The organism is Actinosynnema sp. (assembly GCF_052038725.1).
Map to the genome: position 1 here is coordinate 1 of NZ_JBQGCX010001517.1, position 2,593 is coordinate 2,593.

2 protein-coding genes are annotated in these 2,593 nt (G+C 71.7%); both read left to right on the forward strand.

The window, feature by feature from the left end; translation table 11 throughout:
- A partial coding sequence (locus ACTUAL_RS31910) for a rhamnogalacturonan lyase (protein ID WP_440902831.1) occupies positions 1 to 1,245 on the forward strand: 1,245 nt, incomplete at its 5' end.
- Positions 1,246 to 1,379: 134 nt separating this feature from the next.
- The gene (locus ACTUAL_RS31915; RefSeq protein ID WP_440902832.1) at positions 1,380 to 2,534 is read left to right on the forward strand and encodes a hypothetical protein; all 1,155 of its coding nucleotides are present in this window, start codon (positions 1,380 to 1,382) and stop codon (positions 2,532 to 2,534) included.
- Positions 2,535 to 2,593 lie beyond the last annotated feature (59 nt).

Below are 2,593 nucleotides of genomic sequence, written 5' to 3' on the forward strand. Positions count from 1 at the left end.
AACCTGGGCCGCAACATCCGGGCGGGCGCGCACTACACCCAGTTCCAGGTCTACGACTACGACGGCGACGGCAAGGCCGAGGTCGCGATGAAGACCGCCGACGCCACCGTCGACGGGCGCGGCACGGTGATCGGCAACGCCTCCGCCGACCACCGCAACTCCTCCGGCTACGTGCTGGCGGGCCCCGAGTACCTGACCATGTTCAACGGTCAGACCGGCGCCGCGATGTCCACGGTCAACTACGACCCGCCGCGCGGGACCGTGGCCGACTGGGGCGACAACTACGGCAACCGGGTCGACCGGTTCCTCGCCGGGACCGCCTACCTGGACGGCGCCCGCCCCTCGCTGATCATGGCTCGCGGGTACTACACCCGCGCGGTGATCGCGGCCTGGGACTTCCGGAACGGGGCGCTCACCAAGCGCTGGGTGTTCGACTCCAAGGCCTCCGGCAACAGCGGCTACGCGGGGCAGGGCAACCACTCGCTCACCATCGGCGACGTCGACGCGGACGGCCGGGACGAGATCGTCTACGGCGCGGCGGCCATCGACGACAGCGGCAGGGGCCTGTGGAACACCGGGCTCGGGCACGGGGACGCCGCGCACCTGGGCGACCTCGACCCGTCGCGGGCGGGGCTGGAGTACTTCAAGGTCGACGAGGACACCTCCAAGCCCGGCTCGTTCCTCGCCGACGCCCGCACCGGTTCCCGCGTGTGGACCACCGCGTCCGGCGGCGACAACGGGCGCGGCGTCGCGGGCGACATCTGGGCGGGCAGCCCCGGAGCCGAGGCGTGGTCGGCGCGCGACGCGAACCTGCGCAGCGCCAAGGGGGCGGAGATCGGGCGCAAGCCCAGCTCGATCAACTTCCTCGCCTGGTGGGACGGCGACCCGGTGCGCGAGCTGGTGGACCAGACCCGGATCGACAAGTACGGCGCAGGCGGCGACACCCGGCTGCTGACCGCCTCCGACGTGCACAGCAACAACGGCACCAAGGCCACCCCGTCGCTGTCCGGCGACCTGTTCGGCGACTGGCGCGAGGAGGTGGTGTGGCCCACCACCAACAACACCGCGCTCCGGATCCACTCCACCCCGCACCAGACCGACCGGCGCATCCCGACCCTGATGCACGACACCATGTACCGGGTCGCGATCGCCTGGCAGAACACGGCCTACAACCAGCCGCCGCACCCGAGCTTCTTCATCGGCGACGGCATGGCCACCCCGCCCTGGCCGGACGTCCACTACTGAGCCGAGGGCGGCTCGCGCGGAACCGTTCGTGACCCGAACGCTCCCGGCGCCCGTTGACCCCCGCGGGCGCCGGGAGCGACAAGCCCGTCTCCGCCGCCGCGAGGAAACGCCCCCCTAGCGAGGAGAACCGGCTCATGGTGAGGAAGAAGGCCAGCAGGAGCGCCGCCGCGATCGGCGCCGCGGTGCTCGGCGCGGCCCTGGTCCACGGCGCGGCCGACCCGGCCCCGGCGTCGGCCGCGGACTGCGGGAGCGGCGCGTACCACGCCGAGGTGACCAAGTCCGGCAGCACCTGGACCGCCAAGCGCGGCAGCACGACCGTGCACACCGGCGCCGACATGCGCGCCGCCATGCAGGCCGCCGTCGGCGCGCTCACGTCCGGGCGCACCAGCAAGGAGCGCCTGGTGGTGCGCGGCTCCGGCACGATGAGCGCCGGGTCGCGGTTCTCGCTGCCCAGCTACACGGTGCTCGACGTGTGCGGCACCATCAACGTCACCGGCAGCGGCACCGGCGACCAGGCCCCGGTGTACGCGCGCGGCGTCACCGACGTCGAGGTCCAGCACCTCAACGTCACCGGGACGCCGCTGTACGGCATCTTCATCCGCAACGCCACCAACGTCGTGCTCGGCCAGATCGACATGCGGCTGTCCAGCGGGCTCGGCGTGCGGATCGACAACCGGGGCGACACCTCGGTGCGCACCAGGAACGTGCGCATCGACAACGTGTACGTGTCCGGCGCGTCCAGCCACGCCGTGGAGACCTACGGCCTGGACGGGCTGACCGTCGGCACGGTCACCGCGCGCAACGTCGGCGAGTCCGGGCTGCTGCTCAACGACACCGTCAACGCGAACGTCACCCTGGTCGACGCGGACGGCGCCGGGACCGGCACCGGGTACGCGGCGTTCCGCACCGCCAACCGGAACGGGCGGATCAACAACGCCTACCCGATCAACGTCCGGGTCGGGCAGGTGATCGCGCGCGGCGGCGGGCGCGGGGTGTTCTGCGTGTCCGAGAGCGGCGGGCTGCAGATCGACCGGGTGGACATCGCGAACACCGGCAACAACGCGATCCTGATCGAGAACTGCTACAACGTGAACCTGGCCGCGCAGAGCGGGACCGTGACCGGGCCCGGCGACATCAGGCTCGCGTCGCGGTCGGAGTTCCCGGTGACCAAGGACGTCGTGGTGCAGAACCTGCGGGTGACCAACTCGGCGATCACCGAGAACCCGTGCGGCACGAACACCACGTTCCGCAACAACACGCTCGTCAACAGCAAGCAGACCATCTGCTAGTCCGAAGTGGACGGTGGGGGCCCCGGTGCGCGATCGCCGGGGCCCTCGCGCGTCTCAGC